14 protein-coding genes, 3 pseudogenes and 1 riboswitch are annotated in these 17,285 nt (G+C 33.8%); of the genes and pseudogenes, 2 read left to right on the plus strand and 15 right to left on the minus strand.

Annotated elements, in window-relative coordinates:
- Positions 1-57 precede the first annotated feature (57 nt).
- From THEWI_RS09265 to THEWI_RS14245, 5 genes are all read right to left on the minus strand, one after another.
- Positions 58-1,245 (minus strand): MFS transporter, encoded by a 1,188-nt coding sequence (locus THEWI_RS09265; protein ID WP_014063212.1) that lies wholly within the window; start codon positions 1,243-1,245, stop codon positions 58-60.
- Positions 1,235-1,660, minus strand: a complete 426-nt coding sequence (locus THEWI_RS09270) for a HEAT repeat domain-containing protein (protein ID WP_014063213.1) — start codon at positions 1,658-1,660, stop codon at positions 1,235-1,237. Before THEWI_RS09270 ends, THEWI_RS09265 begins: the two co-directional genes overlap by 11 nt.
- Positions 1,657-1,986, minus strand: a complete 330-nt coding sequence (locus tag THEWI_RS09275; protein ID WP_014063214.1) for a hypothetical protein — start codon at positions 1,984-1,986, stop codon at positions 1,657-1,659. Before THEWI_RS09275 ends, THEWI_RS09270 begins: the two co-directional genes overlap by 4 nt.
- Positions 1,979-2,635: a DUF6062 family protein gene (locus tag THEWI_RS09280; RefSeq protein WP_014063215.1), complete on the minus strand. Its 657-nt coding sequence runs from the start codon at positions 2,633-2,635 to the stop codon at positions 1,979-1,981. The genes THEWI_RS09275 and THEWI_RS09280 overlap by 8 nt, the downstream gene beginning before the upstream one ends.
- 113 nt (positions 2,636-2,748) lie before the next feature.
- The gene (locus THEWI_RS14245; RefSeq protein ID WP_014062067.1) at positions 2,749-2,907 is read right to left on the minus strand and encodes a hypothetical protein; all 159 of its coding nucleotides are present in this window, start codon (positions 2,905-2,907) and stop codon (positions 2,749-2,751) included.
- Between the two features lie 439 nt (positions 2,908-3,346).
- Positions 3,347-3,406: riboswitch (Fluoride riboswitch) on the minus strand.
- A gap of 215 nt (positions 3,407-3,621) precedes the next feature.
- Between THEWI_RS14245 and THEWI_RS09290 the strand changes: the two are divergent.
- A pseudogene (locus tag THEWI_RS09290) lies at positions 3,622-5,288 on the plus strand (peptidoglycan D,D-transpeptidase FtsI family protein).
- 9 nt (positions 5,289-5,297) lie between these two features.
- On the opposite strand, the gene THEWI_RS09295 reads toward THEWI_RS09290, so the two are convergent.
- The 7 genes from THEWI_RS09295 to THEWI_RS09325 form a co-directional block, all read right to left on the minus strand.
- Positions 5,298-6,611, minus strand: coding sequence for an ABC transporter substrate-binding protein (locus tag THEWI_RS09295; protein ID WP_014063217.1), 1,314 nt, complete (start codon positions 6,609-6,611; stop codon positions 5,298-5,300).
- A gap of 100 nt (positions 6,612-6,711) precedes the next feature.
- Positions 6,712-7,362 (minus strand): fructose-6-phosphate aldolase, encoded by a 651-nt coding sequence (gene fsa, locus THEWI_RS09300; protein ID WP_014063218.1) that lies wholly within the window; start codon positions 7,360-7,362, stop codon positions 6,712-6,714.
- 119 nt (positions 7,363-7,481) lie between these two features.
- Positions 7,482-8,807, minus strand: a complete 1,326-nt coding sequence (locus THEWI_RS09305) for an ATP-binding protein (RefSeq protein WP_014063219.1) — start codon at positions 8,805-8,807, stop codon at positions 7,482-7,484.
- Between the two features lie 492 nt (positions 8,808-9,299).
- Positions 9,300-10,073, minus strand: a complete 774-nt coding sequence (locus THEWI_RS09310; protein ID WP_014063220.1) for an inositol monophosphatase family protein — start codon at positions 10,071-10,073, stop codon at positions 9,300-9,302.
- Positions 10,074-10,076: 3 nt separating this feature from the next.
- Entirely contained in the window at positions 10,077-11,027 is a 951-nt protein-coding gene (locus THEWI_RS09315; protein ID WP_014063221.1) for a metallophosphoesterase family protein, read from the minus strand.
- Between the two features lie 12 nt (positions 11,028-11,039).
- On the minus strand, positions 11,040-11,801 hold the full coding sequence (locus THEWI_RS09320; protein ID WP_014063222.1) for a nucleotidyltransferase family protein: 762 nt from the start codon (positions 11,799-11,801) through the stop codon (positions 11,040-11,042).
- Positions 11,802-11,815: 14 nt separating this feature from the next.
- Positions 11,816-13,399 (minus strand): APC family permease, encoded by a 1,584-nt coding sequence (locus THEWI_RS09325; RefSeq protein WP_014063223.1) that lies wholly within the window; start codon positions 13,397-13,399, stop codon positions 11,816-11,818.
- Positions 13,400-13,485: 86 nt separating this feature from the next.
- Between THEWI_RS09325 and THEWI_RS13945 the strand changes: the two are divergent.
- Positions 13,486-13,662, plus strand: a pseudogene (locus THEWI_RS13945) (transposase); the annotation flags it as partial.
- 555 nt (positions 13,663-14,217) lie between these two features.
- Here the strand turns inward: THEWI_RS13945 and THEWI_RS15615 are convergent.
- The 3 genes and pseudogenes from THEWI_RS15615 to THEWI_RS09340 all read right to left on the minus strand — a co-directional run bounded on the left by THEWI_RS15615 (position 14,218) and on the right by THEWI_RS09340 (position 17,282).
- Positions 14,218-14,996: pseudogene (locus THEWI_RS15615) on the minus strand (SDR family NAD(P)-dependent oxidoreductase).
- Positions 14,986-16,488, minus strand: a complete 1,503-nt coding sequence (locus THEWI_RS09335; RefSeq protein ID WP_014063225.1) for an FGGY-family carbohydrate kinase — start codon at positions 16,486-16,488, stop codon at positions 14,986-14,988. The pseudogene THEWI_RS15615 and the gene THEWI_RS09335 overlap by 11 nt, the downstream one beginning before the upstream one ends.
- Entirely contained in the window at positions 16,485-17,282 is a 798-nt protein-coding gene (locus THEWI_RS09340; protein WP_014063226.1) for a BtpA/SgcQ family protein, read from the minus strand. The genes THEWI_RS09335 and THEWI_RS09340 overlap by 4 nt, the downstream gene beginning before the upstream one ends.
- Positions 17,283-17,285 lie beyond the last annotated feature (3 nt).

Raw genomic sequence — 17,285 nt, forward strand, 5'->3', positions numbered from 1 at the left:
TCTCTCACATTTCTTGCCCAGGAATCTATATCAGACGGCATTTCTCTCACCTCACTTTTAACTTTTTTCAATTTTAAACAGTGTTATTAAAAAAACTGCCATTATGGAACATATTGCTCCAAAGTAAAAGGGTGCAGCAGGAGATACTTTATCCCACAAATATCCAGCAATAAAACTTGCGGGAAGTGCGAGTAGTCCCATCGATGCATTATACAGCCCAAATGCAGTTCCTCTATTACTATCATCGACTATATGTGCAACAAGAGACTTTGCAACACCTTCCGTTGTTGAATAGTAAACTCCATATATCGCGTACAAAACCCAAATATGCCACGGCAATTTTGCTAATGCAAAACCGAGATATGTAACTGCATAAATAATCCAGCCTAACCTTATTACATTAACTCTTCCTATTTTGTCAGACAATACTCCACTTGGTACTGATAATAAAGCATAAAATAGATTAAACATAGCTATAATTATCGGTATAGTTGAATCTTTTACACCAACACTGCGTGCTCTTAAAATCAAAAATGCATCACTACTGTTGCCAAGCGTAAATATCAGCATTACAATGAAAAACAGCAGAAATTTTCCCTTAAAAACAGACAAATCTAATTTGAAAGATGAACTTACTCTTTCGCCATTTTGCTCCACTACAAATAAACCTATGAGGATTATTGTTATAAAAGCTACAAGGCCAGCAATCAAGAATATTAATCTGTACTTTATAGAGTCTATGTATTTGGCAAACAAGATCATTAATCCAGCAGTAATCAATGGTCCAAGGAAGGAACCTAATGTGTCAAGCATTCTTTGAAATCCAAATGAAAAGCCCATATTTTTCATTTTAGAAGATTTTGCCACAAGCGCATCTCTCGGCGCATCTTTTGTACCTTTCCCAATACCATCAACCAGTCTCAACCCAAAAACCATTGCAGCACCATTCGACAATGGCAGTAATACTCTTCCAATGGCAGAGAATAGATATCCAATAAACACAATAGATTTCCTTTTTCCAATTTTATCTGAAATTATTCCGGATATTATTCTCATAAGGCTTACAACTGTAGTGACACTTCCCTCTATTAAACCTACCATCTCTTTACTCAGTCCTAGAATCTGCGTATAAAAAGTAGGCAAAATAGGTACAATCATATCCTGACTTAACCCACCAAAAAATGCAACCCAACCCAAGACTTTAATGTTATTATTCTCATTGTTTTTTATTCCTTTATTTTCCAATTGACTCACCCTCCTTATTTGCCACTCTTGTTTTAATCTTCTCCAAGGAATTTTCAATGATATTTTTTGTTAAAACTGAGAATTTATCTTTGTTTTCTAAAAGAAACCTGTGAGACTCTTCTTCGCCAATCTCTCCAAGAGCCCAAACAATAATTTGTTCAATATATGGGTCCTTTTTACCCCCATTATTGCGTAAATGTTCTATCAATACTTTTTCCGCTTTCTTTATTTTAAGTTCTCCAATTATTTTTGCTGCCATATAAGCGACATTATAATCCGGATGATTTATGGCTTTTATAAGTTTTTCACTATAATCGTCATCTGATATATTTTTAAAATCATATCCGCAATTTGAGCACTTTTCTTCTCCAATTTCAGCTATTTTAAAACACACAGGACATATATATCTCATCATTCATCAGCCCTTATACCTAAAGTTTTTTTAAGATATCTATTTTCAGACTCATAACCTTTTAATCTTATTTCAAGGGTTTGGTTGTCACGCATCAACTGAAAATTTTTAAATTTCATTGCAGAGTATTTAGACGCCATAGAAATAAGCTGTCTTCTTAAATCATCTTCATTAGGATTATCACGTTCTATTTGATATGCTTTAATCCCCATTTCAAAAATAGCTCTATATGCGTCTTCTTCTGTAAAACCGTCTTTTTCAAAGTCAGCAACTAACTCTTTGATTTCTTCAAAGCTTTCATCAGTAATTTCAAAAGAAATCCTAATCATAATAGCCACCTCGCAATAATTTCAATGCTCTTTCAATTGAATCCTTAGAGTCATACCATGGTTCATCCTGAAATCTATAATCAAATTTTGTTATAAACCATTCGAGGTCAGTAATATTTTTTTCAATTGCCGTTTCATTTATTTTAATTATTTTCTCAATTTGTGGTGTAACATCCTTTGCACTTTCCATAAGCATATTTAGGTGATGAAAACACAATTTAGACAACCCTTCACTGTGCTTTTCAACAAATTCTTTATCAGCATGTAAAATATCCATTAATATGTGCATCTGGTATTTATCTCTTTCACTTAAATAATCACAAATAAGGCATTTGTTTTTTGTTTCTTTCCCTCTTTTTTTCTTTAAAGACTTACGTTTGTCTGTAATCCGCTGTAATTTATAACTGATATTTGCTTTTAATGCAATTGCCAAACCCAATTTATCATATGAATTATTCAATAATTCCAAATGATAATGGCAGAAATTTGTCTCTCTTATTTTGACATACATTTCAGGATCTTTTAAAACTTCATCTTCAAACAAATGCTCACAATATGCTTTTTCTTCGTCTTTTATAATCTTGCATATTGGACACCCTCCCTTATATTTTTCAAAAACCTCATACAATGGAATAAATTCTAACTTCATGCAGATTCTCATCCTCTCTTTTTTGCCAAAATAAATCGAGTAGGAGCTGAATAATTATTTTATTCAGCGTCCTCTCACACCACCGTACGTACCGTTCGGTATACGGCGGTTCATTAGGAATTATGTACAATTCTTAGTACATCATTTCTTCCATCCCTTGACGCCGATGATATACTATGCACTTCCGTTGTCTTTTGAAATTCCCTTTCTCTATCCAACGGATAGCCTCTTTGTTGAGTTGTCTGCAGTCTTCGCATATCTCTCGAGTTCATAAGATTTCCGAAACCTCCTAATGTTCAGTCCTTCCTTATCTATTCATGTCTAGATAAGTACTATGACCTCTGCTGACTTCTCAAGGTTCAGCCATACATCACTGTATGGGTTGTCACTTCATATTTTACTTCCATGACTTATCCTTGAGACCTCCCCGGGTAAGAACGATTGCTTTCATCTCATATATCTGCCAGATTTACTGTATGGGATTCGGGTAGTGTTGGACTTTGTTTTGATGTGCAAACTCATCCATCCCAATTCAGCCTCTTATCTGGTTCTTGTTCATCAGACCGAGATTTTGCCTTAAGCTTCCTTCAGATTCCACCTCACGATGGACACCCTTGCTCTCGGCTAGTGGTTCCCACTACCAAGCCCACAGCGGACTTTCACCGCCTAGCTATCGCCCATGCCGGGCGCACACAAAAATGGCTTCTACGAAAGCGCGTAGAAGCCATTAGCCTTCACGGCAATAAGGTGAGCTTCATCACCGTTATTTAATTTTTCTCTATAATAATATTATACATTTTTTAAACAAAAATACAAGTGAAAAGGCTACATATTAAAGACTGTTTTTCGGTTTGGATTTATGATTTTTGCTTAACATTTAATAAATCTTAATTATTTTTATCTTTTTATCTAATTATCCCACAAAATATCTATGGTATAATTATATTGGAATAAACAAAATCTTTATAAAAGGGGTTAGAATAAAATTGACATCATATGTAAAAAAACGAACTTTTGTTATATTTATCTTTTTTACTATCATGATTTTTGCCCTTATTGTAAGGCTTATCTGGATACAGGGTATAAATTCTTCAAAACTTGCCATGGCAGTCGAAAGGCAAAGTACTGCTGATGTCATATTAAAGCCTCAACGGGGCAATATTTATGATGTAAACGGGAATATCCTTGCATGTAATGTTCCAGCAGGAGATGTATTTGCGGCTCCTAAATTTATAAAAAACCCAAAAAAGTTTCAGAAGAACTCTATAGTTATTTAAATATGGACAAAGATTCCCTTTATAAAATTCTTTCAAATAAAAACTCAGAATGGGCTGTACTTGGCAGGTCCATTCCTCTGGAAAATATAAACAAAATAAAAAGTCTTAACATACCAGGCATATATGTAGAAGATACTTTTATGAGAAATTATCCCAACGGCAAAATGCTATCACAAGTATTAGGTTTTGCAGGAATTGATGGCAACGGTTTGTATGGCCTTGAATATTCTTTAGATAAATACTTAAGTGGCGTACCTGGTCGTGAAATCTCTCTTGTGGATGCAGAAGGTAGAAAAATAGGAGTCCCAAACAAGTTTTACAAACCTACAAACGGTAATAATATTGTCCTTACAATTGACTCTGTAATACAAAGTTATACTGAAAAAGCTATAAAAAATGCTTATGAAAAATATAAACCGGAAGATGGTATAACAGCAATAGTTATGAATCCAAAAACAGGTGAAATACTTGCAATGGCTAATTTGCCTGATTTTGACCCCAATAATCCCCAAAAGGTATCTTCACAGGAATATTGGTCAAATCCTTCAATATCAAGTATTTACGAACCTGGTTCGGTATTCAAAGTGATAACTGCTTCCGCAGCGCTGGAATCAGCTGTAGTTACACCTGATGAGCAATTTGACGACCCCGGTTATTATATTGTATCGGGGCATAGAATTAACAGCTGGACAAAATTAGGGAAGATAAACTTTGAAGAAGCCATAGAAAAATCTAGTGACACAGTTTTTATGCAGGTAGTAGAACGATTAGGTCTTGATACTTTTTATAAATACATACAAGCTTTTGGTTTCGGTACTCCAACAGGAATTGAGCTTCCTGGAGAAGCCAGTGGAATGATTTTGCCAAAATCTAAGATATATCCTGTTGACCTCGCTACTATGTCCTTTGGCCAGGGAATCGCTGTAACTCCAATCCAAATGATTACAGCTTTTTCTGCCGTGATAAACGGTGGAAACCTCATGGCTCCACATATTGTGAAATATATCGAAAACGGTGATAAAATAATTAAAGAATATAAGCCTCAAATAGTTAGACAAGTTATCTCTAGAGAAACTTCCGATACAATGAGACATATACTTGAAAAAACAGTAACAGAGGGTACTGGTCAAGCCGCACAAGTACCCGGCTATAGAGTTGGAGGAAAAACAGGTACAACTGAAAATTACGCTCCTGGAAAATACGTAGCCTCTTTTGCTGGATTTGCACCAGTTGAAAACCCAAAAATTGCCGTATTAGTTCTTGTTAAAAATCCAACACAAAATGGACATATGGGAGGAGAAGTAGCCGCGCCAATAGCACAAGAAATATTAAGAGATACTCTTAGGTATTATGACACAGTAAAAAATAAAAAATAATAATACCCCTTATTTGTACTGCACCAACTGACTTACACTATTTTTTATTTCCTCTGTTATATCAAAGGCATTTTTGCTATTTTCTATTCCTTCTTTTATTTTTGCCATCACTGTGTTGTTTATTTTTCTCCATCCGCCAAATCGTGGGATGATATTTGTATAACTAATAGCTAATTCAATTCTTTTCATTTTATCGTCTTCAATAATTTTATCTTTTTTAACTGGTACATAACCTAATTCAATCACCTTTTGTTGGTCTTCTGTAAGAAACTTTATAAATTTATACTCCATCTCAAGCTTTTTTTCATCTTTTTCCTTCTTTATGCCATAGGCATATATTTTAGGTGACAATGTCAATGGTATGCCACTTTCCCCTTCGGGGTACATAGCTATATCAAACTCAAGCAGCTTTCCCTTTGACTGTAAGTTTTTAAGCTGCGCTATTTTATAGCTCTCCTCTACTAATACTGCAGTGTTTCTAGTAGTAACAAAGTCTTGCCACAACTTTTCTCTGTCTCCATCAAGTGAAAAAGGATTGACCACGTTATATTTATTGAATAAATCTAAAACTTTTTGCACACCTGAAACTGCTTGAGGACCAAAAAAAGAATACTTTTCTTTGTCAAAAGCCCTCGCGCCATCTAAAAGTAAAAACCCCCATAAATTATAATTATCAGGTGCAAGAGAAATGCCTAATCCATAAAAGTATTTTTTATCTTTTTTACCTTCAGTATAAGTCAATTTTGTCATACTATCCACAAATTCTTCGTAATTCCACTCGCCGTTTTCAGGAAGTTTAATTTCTTTTTCATCAAACATATCCACATTTAAAAAAAGCACATTAGTATACATTCCTAAAGGCATTCCATAAATATTGCCTTTATAGCTTATCGCATTATAAACTTCTTCTTTGTACTGTTTTTTTAGTTCTTCGTCAATATATTTATTAATAGGGCTTAAATAATCATTTGAAATAAAGTAAAAGTCTGCACCCACAGGTAAAATATCTGGCAAAGAACCATCTTTAGAAGAGTTAATCAGTTTCTCATATCCGTCTTTGTATGAAAGAGGCTCAAAATCTATTACCACACCCGGGTATTTGTACTGGAAGACTTCTATTTTTCTTTTTATAAATTCAAATCCTCCCACATCTCCTATTGATGGATGAGGAAAATCCCAAAAAGTTATTATTCCTCTAAACTCCTTTTCTTCCTGGCTTTTCTCTTGTATTTGCCCTTTTTCATAAAGATTCATATAGTAAGGCCAATATATAAGAAAAAATATCACTAACAAATATAAAAAGATAGTAAAAGGTTTTTTCATACGCATCACCTCTTACTATCTATATTCTAAAAATTGACTATAAATAACTTAAAAAAACAGGATAGAATTAAATCTACCCTGCTTTCTTTCATGTTTTACCTCATATTTTAAGTCCCGCTTTTCTCCAATCCTCTTTGAATCTTTCTATTCCGGCATCTGTCAGCGGATGTTTTACCATCTGCATGAGCACTTTATATGGTACTGTCGCTATATGTGCTCCTAGTTTTGCTGCCTGTAAAACATGTATAGGATGTCTTACACTTGCAGTTATTATCTCTGTATCTATGTCGTAATTATTGAATATCGTAACAATATCCTCAATAATCTGCATCCCATCTGTATTTATATCATCAAGCCTTCCTACAAAAGGACTTACATACGTCGCACCTGCACGAGCTGCAAGTAATGCTTGATTTGCTGTAAATATTAACGTCACATTTGTTTTAATTCCTTCTTTGGAAAGAACATTTACAGCTTTTAAGCCTTCAGCCGTCATAGGAATCTTTATTACTATATTCTTATGTATCTTAGCAAGTTCTCTTGCCTCTTTTATCATACCTTCGTGGTCGTCACTTATAACTTCTGCACTTATAGGACCATCTACAATTTGAGTAATTTCTTTTACTACTTCCTTAAAATCTCTTCCCTCTTTTGCAATAAGAGATGGGTTTGTAGTAACACCTGCTATTACACCTAATGCATTAGCTTCTCTTATTTCGTCAACATTTGCAGTGTCAAGAAAAAATTTCATCACTTCATCCCTCCGTTATCAATTTATTTACCTTTATTATATATCTAACTTTAAAAAAATAAAAGCCATGCTTTATACTGTGCAATTTTATTTTATTTGTAAAACAAGCTTTCAAAAACTCAAACAGTATTTTTAGATAACTCATATCTCAAATGGTCTATAAATTGTTTTGCACTTCTTGGAGACCTTCCATTATGCCATATAGCCCATTGCAATGCTTTTTCTTTTAAAAAATTCCATTCTATTTCTATGTTGTACTTTTGAGCTAACCTTTTAACAATTTTTAAATACTCTTCTTGACTTGGAGTGACAAAAGTAATAGTTATTCCAAATCTATCACTTAAAGAAAGTTTTTCTTCTCTCGCATCTGTATTATGAAGTTCGTTGTCCTCTATATTCTCTGTGACAATATGTCTCCTATTTGACGTGGCATAAATTACTACATTTGAAGGAAGAATCTCTACTCCACCTTCTAAAACTGACTTAAGTTCTTTATACTCCGCCTCACTTTCATCAAAAGATAAATCGTCAAAAAACAATATAAATTTCATTCCCCTGTCTTTAATTATATCAATTATGTATGATAACTCTTTTACATCATTTTTATTAATTTCAATAAGCCTCAAGCCTTCTTTGTAAAATTCATTGAGCAAAGCCTTAACAGTAGAAGACTTCCCAGTACCTTTATCGCCGTATAAAAGCACATTATTTGCAGGAAAACCTTTTAAGAAAGCTTTCATGTTTTCTATAACTATTTTATGTTCTTCTTCATATCCTATCAAATCCTCAAAGGTTATAGGGTCAACATTTTCTATTCCTTTTAATTGTCCTGAACCATTTTCTGTAACCCAGCGAAAAGCTTTATACTTTCCAAAAATGCCGCAGCCGTTTGAATGGTAATAATCAGCTAGATATTCAGCAAAGTTATCTCCTCTCAGTTCCCATAAATCCTCTAATGTATGACTAGTATTGAGATTTTCCGTGAAGCTAATCTCTGACTTGAAAAAGCTCCCATCAATACACCTTTCAAAGTCAGGCAATTCCGTATTTAATAAATTATTTGCACTTTCCGCTATGTTTATAGAGCAAAATTCCTTTAAAATCCCTATTTCTTTTTCGACAGCCTTAATCATTAAATCATTCACAGCATCAAAACCATGTTTTTTTGAAATGCGGCTAAAGGGGTTTTCATCGTAAGCAATTTCTTCTGCTAAAAAAGTAGGCCAAATGTTTTTATAAATTCTCTTTTTAAAAGCATATTCAGTAATATCTTTGTAAAAACTGCTATATTCAGCATAAATAAGCTCAATAGAGGGTTTTTCTTTTGAAAGCTCTTGTAAAATTTTAATCATTTTTCTTATCAGACTATGAGTAATGATATTTCTATAAATCACTATTTCATTTAGCCTATTTAAAATATTTCTTAATTCTTCTTTACTCTCCAATTATATCATCTCCTATACCGTACTTTGAAAATTTCTACTTTATCTCTTTATTCTATTAAATTATATCATAAAAAAGATATTTTCTAAAATTTATGTTGTCATACCCCCATCATTACATATTGAGTAAAAGGTTAAAGAATATTTTATTAAGCACCCACTCACACTACCGTAAATAGCTTACTTGTTTAAATTTATCATGTGCCTAGCACACACAAAAAGAGAGCCTTATCTTGAAGGCTCTCAGATTGTAAACAAACCTTCCTAAAGAAGATATTTTGAAATAAGGAGTAACTTGTTCCAAAGCGACCCGGCACTCAAGTAAGTATGCTTGTTTTTTCTATTTTTGCACTATCAAACTCTTCTACTTGAGTACAGGGAAACTTTGCAAGACTGAGTATAAATATCTCCTTTGAAAAATTTTTTAATTTTGTCAACAAACTGAGAAATATCCTGAAAGCCATGATTTTCATTCTAAAGTAAAATAAAACTTCACTAATTATTTAAAACTTTCAACATTTGTGCGTGGAGAACAGGATTTGCAGCAACAACTTCTCCACGTTTAAAGAAATTTTCCTCACCCAAATAATCAGTAATTATTCCTCCTGCTTCGCGCAATATTACAATACCAGCTGCAACATCCCACGGGCTAATTCCCTTTTCCCAATAACCATCCAATTGTCCACAAGCTACTCTACAAAGATCGAGAGCTGCTGATCCATCGCATCGAAGAGATAAACTACGAGTAAGAAATTGCCTCCATTGTTTAGCATTATTATCAGGATTTTCCCACGCATCATAAGGAAAGCCCGATGCTAGAACTGCCGATCCCAATTCTTTTATTTTAGAAACATGAATTGACTTCCCATTATAAGTCGCACCACATCCTTTTTGAGCTATAAACATTTCATTTAAAATCGGATTATAAACAACTCCCAAAATTAATTCTCCTTCTTTCTCTAAAGCAATTGATATGGCTACAAACGGATATTGTTTTATATAATTAGTAGTACCATCTAGGGGATCTATAATCCATCGCACGTTTGCTTTGCTGTTAATTTCTTTGCTTTCTTCTGTAAGAATACCATAATCAGGAAAATATTGTTTTAAAAGTTGTATTATAAGAAATTCAATTTTCTTATCTATTTCTGTAACTAAATTAATTGTTCCTTTCCGATAAATTTTAAAATTTTTTTTATTCCACCCATCTTGAAGAATCTCTCCTGCTTTTTTTATAATATCTACTACAATTCCTTTCTCATCTTTCATCTTTTATCCCACCGTCAATTGATATGAAATTTTTTTCTTTTTTTCATCAATTGTTATTAATGCACCTCGCAGTACCCCATCATTATATTCACTTCCAGGGTTTATGCAGACAGTTTTACCTAAACGGACTATACCAGCTGATTCATGCACATGCCCATGTAATCCAAGAGTCGGCTGATATTTCATAATTAAATTCCTAACAGCTTTACTGCCTACCCCTGTCATCACGATTTGCCCGGCTTCTACAACAGGTTTAAGATTAAAATCCAATTTAGGTGCTTGATCAATCGGGGTATTAAAAGGAGGAACATGAATATTGTATATAGAAATTCCCTCATATGACATCTTATCTGCTAGAACAGTCAATCTTTCTTCTAGCTCTTCTTCAGATAATTCCCGCGGGCTATTCCACGGCGTAGGATTAGCAAATCCAAATGTAAGCATTTCAACACCAGGTGCTATTTCAACGACTTTTTCTTCCGGATTTATAATAAAATCCGATGACTTCAATACCTCATCCACAATAAAATCATCATCATTTCCTGGGGAAATATATACTTTAATATTTAATGGTTTCAATCTTTCTTCAGCTAAAGCAATCCATTTTTCTAAACTTTCTTTTATAGCTAATCTAAAAAGTCTCTCTTTCCCTTTAGGGTCAGCCTCAATCTCAGCTAACTCCTCTGCAGTTGTTATATACGGATAATAACCATTAAAGCGTATTTCCTCAATTAGCACGTTCAATTCATCCTCAGCTACTTCTCGAGGGCGATTAGAAATTACAGCTCGATACATTTTATTTGCATTTTTTAGTATTGGAATAATTACTTTACCTGTTATATCACCACCTAGGATTAACACCTGAGCATCATAAAACTTTGCAGAATTTATAAATTTTCTAAAACAACGTTCCGAACCATGAATATCAGTTGTAAAAAAAATTTTGAATGGCACAGTCATCCTCCTTTACCGTTTTATTTCTTCTGGTTCATCATACCAACGAATTCTCCTCCCTATAATGTTACGCAATTTCCATTTAATTGATTTTGGGGCTTCTTGGATAGCATTATAAATCCATTTGATATTAGATTGGATTCGCTTTAAATCATTAGTATCTTCAACAAATTCTGAAATCATAGATTCAATTATATTTAAATTATCCGAAATTGTAGTATACCAACCCCAATCATTACTAGTTAATTCAACTATATAAGCCAATTCATTCTTTTCTGTTGGAGTAACACGACCAAAATCATGGTCATAAAGAAGCATTATAATATCTAGGATATCTTTCCTATTTAACTGATGAATTTGTAATTTAGTGAGTAGCAAATCTGAAATAGGTAATGTTGTTGAGGATAAAGATAATCTTTTTTCAAAATTTAGTTTATGACATTGCTCGAATACGCCAATAAAAATATCTGCTTGAAGTTCTTGATTTTCTTCAAAGTAAAAAAGCATACGTGTGGCTCCATGAAGAGCATTAAAATACTGGTCATCTTTCCATCCTAATTTTTTAAAAACTTCTGTTAAATAGCGTGCTCCTTTAGGATTCACAGCAAAATCCAAATCTTTGTATTGGCGTTGAAATGCTGGCAACTTTCTAGCAGTAGGCGAATTAAAATAAAACGCTAATCCTCCTAAGAGGCGGAGAGTAACTCCTCGCTGTTCCGCCTCTTTTATTAATTCTATTGCAAGATTGAGAAGTTTTTCTACAGAATAACTCATAACATCACTCCATATCACTCTGGTGGTATTTCAGAAAATACTTTACTTATATCGATACCTTGCCGTTTACGAATTGAGGTTGCTACAAAATACCATATTGATGCTAAGACTGGAACAGAAAATGCTTCGATCATAGCTATAGGAGTAACACTAAGGCCAAATTGTGAAGTCGAAAATGCAGCAATTAACACAAACGACCAACTCAACATTGTTATTAATCCAGCAATAGTCATAACAGGAATACCACCGATCTTACTTCTAACAACTTCGGGAGCATTATCATATAAATCTTTGCGTTTATATGGGAATATCACCGCTGCTAATCCAACAACAACAAAAGCTAAAGCCATGACAGCGATAATATTAATCAGATAATTGCTTAATCCTCCATATATATTTAAAAAGTTAAGAATTTCAATAAAAATCCCCATTATTATAGTGGCATTAACAGGGGTATGAAAAGTAGGATGGACGTCTGCTACCCAACTTGGTGCCAAGTTGTCAAATGCCCAAGCAAATAAATTACGTGTACCTAGCATAAAACCAGCTGGAGTCCACCAAATTATACTTAGCATAAATGTTAAAGCGATTAAATCTTTAATTATTGTCGGTAAAGCAAAAAATTTCGTCAGAGATGGAAGTATATACGTTACATTAGAAGGCATTTTGTCCGGCATATTTATTCCTATATATGAGAGACTAGAAAAAAGTTCAAATCCAACTGTTCTATATACCAAGAAAGACCCAGCAGCATATAAAATTGCTCCAACAATTAATCCACCTAATACAGAAATCACAACTGTTCGCCTCACGTTTTTAAGTTCACCGGCAAAATAACCACTCCATTGAAATCCTGTTAGATTTTGGAAAGCCCATAACATCGCTAATATAGTCATTCCCCAATTAAGCCCTGTTGGTACAGAAAAACCAGAATTTTTAGCTAATTCGATAATCTGCGTAGGATTTGTCTTAGTAATTTCAATAAAGTTTTTTACAAAAACATCGTTAGGTGTTACTAATAAACCAATAAACCACAACGCCATTCCTGCCCATACTACAATAAACAGAATTCGCATAAATTTAGCAACAAACTTAGTACCTGGAATCATCAATAATGTGAAAAGTATCGTCAAAATAGTAGCTACTATAAATTGATTTACTGGAACATTAAACCATTGAATAACATTCGGTGACCAATCCATTACATAACCAGCTGCAGGTCCAAAAAGAGTCATCATTGTAGTAAAATTGAATGACACCCAATTTACAAAAACAAAGGTTAATGTCACATTAACTACAAATCCTAAAAAAGGACTCAGAGTTCGGCTTACCCATACATAATCGCCACCAGAACGTGGCATTGCCATTGTAAAATAAATATATACGGCTCCAAACCCTATGAGAAGTAAAGTTGCTCCTAAAATAAACGCTAAAGCAACATTAGCACCCGGGAAAGCAGCTGCACCAAAATTTAAAGCCTGTGAAATTCCTACAGGAATTAATATAGCTGCAAAAACTAAATTAAATGCATCAAAAGCTGTTAATTCTCTTACTAGTCCCGTAGCATTTCGCACAAACATATGAGACTGGTTTGACATTTTTACTCCTCCTTTTCTATTGAAATAAATCTAAATAATATAATATTTTCAAAAAATATAAATTCCCTATTCACCCCCTTGCTTTTTTATTAGAAGATGGTTATATGGTCTGTGAAGCGGGTATTAAAATGCTCAAAGACGGCAAGCAGTATTTTGATGGATTTATAAAGCAAAAATTTGTTTGCAAGTTCTGTAATTCTAAAGAAGACTCTGCCTGTCCTACAAAGCATCCTAAATATTTTAATGGCAATCGAGTGGGAGGCGGTGACTAACCGCCGTCCTCTCACACCACCATATGTACCGTTCGGTATACGGCGGTTCGGTAAGTAAATAAGTGAGATTACCTCCATATATTAGGCATAGATTTCACTAAGCACTCCTAACCTTTATCTTCGAGTTCCACTCTATTTTCTGTTAGGCAGTCCCTATCAGGGTTGACAGCTTTCAAGCATGAATAGTCCATCCTAATATCTACTTAATTACTACCGTCAAGTCCTTCCATTACCTATCCTTTCGGTAGGTTCAAACAGTACTATGACTTGAACTGGCTTCTGAATGTTCAGCTATATCTCACGATATAGGTTACTCATGGAAAAATTTATTCTCGACTTGAGCATATCATTCAGACCTTGCAGGGTAAGAACGAAACCTTCATCTCATCTATCTGCCAGATTTACTGTATGGGGTTCGGGTAGTGTTGGACTTCGTTTTGCTGTGCAAACTCATCCGCCCCAATTCAGCCTCCACTTTGCTCAAGTCACAATCTCCATATATTTAATTCATATATTTAATTATTATAATAACTAGGTTAACTAGCTTTAATGCATACAAGCTCCTCCTGTTACATTTATAGCTTGACCAGTCATAAAGTCAGCATCATCAGATGCAAGAAATAGGACAACTCTTGCAACATCTTCTGGATAGCAAAGTCTTCCAAGAGGTGTTTGCTTTATATATTCTTTTCGTACTTCCTCTGGATCAGATATGCCTCTTAATTTTGCTTCCCAAATAACTTCTCTATCTTGCATTGAAGTTTTAACAAATCCTGGACATACAGCATTTACATTTATTCCATATGGTGCTAATTCCTTTGCAGCAGCTTGGGTAAATCCAATAACAGCAAACTTTGAAGCAGAATAGTGTGCCAAAAGAGGCGCTCCTATTTTCCCAGCCATTGACGCAGTGTTAACTATTTTCCCTTTTTTTCTTTAATCATGTATGGTACCACATATTTACTTACTAACCATACACCTTTAGCATTTACATTCATATTAAAATCCCACTCTTCTTCGGTTAAATCCCAAAAATAGTTCATTGTAGAAACTCCAGCATTATTTATTAAAATATCTATCTTTTGAAAATCTTTTATAACTTTTTCAATAACTTTTTCTACCATTATTTCTTTAGTAACATCAAGTTTATAAGTTTTTATTACTTTAGCAACATTACTAAGTTCTTTTGCAGTTCGTTCCAACTCATCAATATCCAAGTCTGATAAAGCTAGCAATGCGCCTTCTTCGGCAAATCCTTGAGATATTGCTTTCCCTATTCCCTTTGCAGCTCCTGTAATAAAAACAACCTTATTTTCAAACCTCATCTAATTTCCCCTCCTTAATATTGTAAAGCTCTTCATAGAGCGGTTTCAAAATTTCGTATAATTTTCTGTAAATATAATAATACTTCTCATATTGCGAATTACTTTTTTGATTTGAAATTACTATTTCCGATTCTGTAATAAATTTATCGATTTCATTCCAATTTTTAAAAATTCCTGCAGAAACACCTGCCAGAAAAGCAACTCCGAGAGAAGAGCCTGGGTTATTTAATATATATTTTACATCCATTCCCACTACATCGGCCGTAATTTGTCTCCAAAGTGGATTTTTAGCTCCTCCATCGGATATAAAAACTCGTTTAATTTCAAGTCCTATTTCTTTAAGCACCTCAATATGATGTTTGAACCCAAAAGCAACGCTTTCTAAAATTGACCTAAAAATGTCACCGCGATTATGATGAAGACCTAATCCAAATATTACACCTCGAGCCTTAGTATCAAAAATCGGTGTTTTTTCTCCTAAGAAATACGGTAACGTTAACAGTCCTCTAGATCCTATGCTACTTTCCATTGCCATCTTTGTAAGTTCATCATAGCTTTTTTCTTGTACAATGTTCATATACCATTTAACTAATGAACCACTTGCTGCCATGCACCCATTTAATATATATTTTGATGGAATATCATGGTAATCAAGAAACAATCTTCTATCCATCTTTAATGAATCAGTAACAAACATTATATCTCCTGCACCGCCAAATTTTAGTAGGAGATCCCCCTCATCTCTAAGACCTACAGCAAGTGAAGAAGCTATATGATCTGCTGAACCTGCTATTACGGGAACGCCAGCAGGAAATCCTATTTCTTTTTCTATTTCTGGAATTGTTTCACCAACAATTTCGATTGGTTCAAAAACAGGCGGAAGAATTCCCCTTTTAATATCAGCAACTTCTAAAATATCATCATGCCATTTTTTCTCTTTTACAAGCCACATCCCACTTTCTAAAGCCCAGTTCATCTCAACATGAGGATTTCCGGTAAGTTTTGTAGAAATAAAATCATATGATCCCATTATCCATCGAGTTTTATCAATGTTTTCCGGTTCGTGTTTTTTTAACCATAAAATTTTAGGAAAAATAACTTGTTGATTTAAGGTGTTTGCCGTTTCGAAAAAATATTCATCTTCTTTAATAAATTTTTTTAGTTCTGCTATTTCGGCCGTAGAACGAGCATCATTTTGTTGAATAGAATTTCTTATAGCATCTAATTTTTCATCAATCAGAACCAAAGTAGGGACCATCCCTGTTATACCTATCGCTGCAATTCTATTAGATAATTTTTTTTCGGATATTTCTTTTAATATTGATTTTACACTATTCCACCATATATTGGGATCTTCCTCTGCAAAACCAGGTTCAGAAGAAATAAGATCGTGCGGTCTAGAAGTCTCAAATAATACATCGCCATCTTTACTTATGAGAATTGACTTAACACTTGTTGTTCCTATATCAATACCCAAAGTAAGATCTTTCATCTCAAATTTTCCACCTTTTTCATGAAGTTTTTCACGCGTTCTTTATCAACTGGATTCCATGTGATCCCATCTTTTTTCAATCCTGTTCCCACTATCACACCATCTGCAAATTGTAAAAGCTCATGCACATTATTAACATTTACTCCTGTATTTATAAAAATAGGAACCTTCGCGTTTTCCCTAACTTTCTTAAGCATTTCAGCAGTAGGAGGAACACCTGTCATAGGACCAGATACTAAAATTACATCTGCTAGAGAAGAAAAAGCTACACTTTTCGCTATTTCTTCAATAGGTCTTCTATCCAAATTATAAGCAAATTCAGCTGAAATGTTAAAAAATACTGCAACTTCATTTGCATCTAATAATTTCTTATATCTATAAATATCTCCTATATTTGTATTCCATAATCCCATATCTGAAATATACGTTCCAGTTAATACTTCTCTAATAAACTTTGCTCCAGTTGCTTTAGCAAGTGCAATAGATGCTGCTGGATCCCACAGTACATCAATACCAAATGGTACTTTAATTTCCTCTATTATCTCTCCAATCACCCTTCCCATCGTAGCAACAGTAGCATAATCTGCATGTAACCTATATGGCCTATCATTCTCATTACAAAACATTACAGCATCTATTCCACCATCTTGAAGATTAACTAGATCATTTCTTACTCTTTCAACAATGCTCTTTATACCAGATTCATCTTCATAAAGTGGAGAACCGGGTAAAGGCGGAAAATGTACCATCCCAATTACAACTTTATCCTTTTTAAATATTTTATTTATATCCATATT

The sequence above is a fragment of the Thermoanaerobacter wiegelii Rt8.B1 genome, assembly GCF_000147695.2.
Taxonomy (GTDB): Bacteria; Bacillota; Thermoanaerobacteria; order Thermoanaerobacterales; family Thermoanaerobacteraceae; genus Thermoanaerobacter; species Thermoanaerobacter ethanolicus.